At 55.7% G+C, this 298-nt stretch carries 1 protein-coding gene; it reads right to left on the bottom strand.

Annotated features, from left to right (window positions below; translation table 11 throughout):
* Positions 1–203 (bottom strand): immunoglobulin domain-containing protein (locus tag LGT40_RS16710; protein WP_226343088.1); only part of this gene is annotated, 203 nt, incomplete at its 3' end.
* Positions 204–298: the final 95 nt, after the last annotated feature.

Raw genomic sequence — 298 nt, 5'->3', positions numbered from 1 at the left:
AAATCTGTGCCAGATCCACTGCCGCGAAATCTTGACGGGACCCCACTTTGTAAAGTGGATGCAGCATAGATCAGGAGCTTAGGGGCTTTCTCTGGTTTGTGCTGATACCAGGCTAAATCATCTCGAATACCCTGACTTGCCCGGCAAGTTAAGGTGACTGTGTCTCCGACAGACGCAGACAGGGAGGATGGAGACTGGGTCATCTGGATGGCACATCTGGCACCTGGGAGCCAGAGCAGCAGGAGCCCCAGGAGCTGAGCGGGGACCCTCATGTCCATGCTGTGTCCTGAGTGGGTCT

It is taken from the genome of Methylophaga pinxianii (assembly GCF_020447225.1).
GTDB classification, from domain to species: domain Bacteria; phylum Pseudomonadota; class Gammaproteobacteria; order Nitrosococcales; family Methylophagaceae; genus Methylophaga; species Methylophaga pinxianii.
Note: the sequence above shows the minus strand (reverse complement) of the source record. Positions and strands in the feature narration are given on the sequence as shown.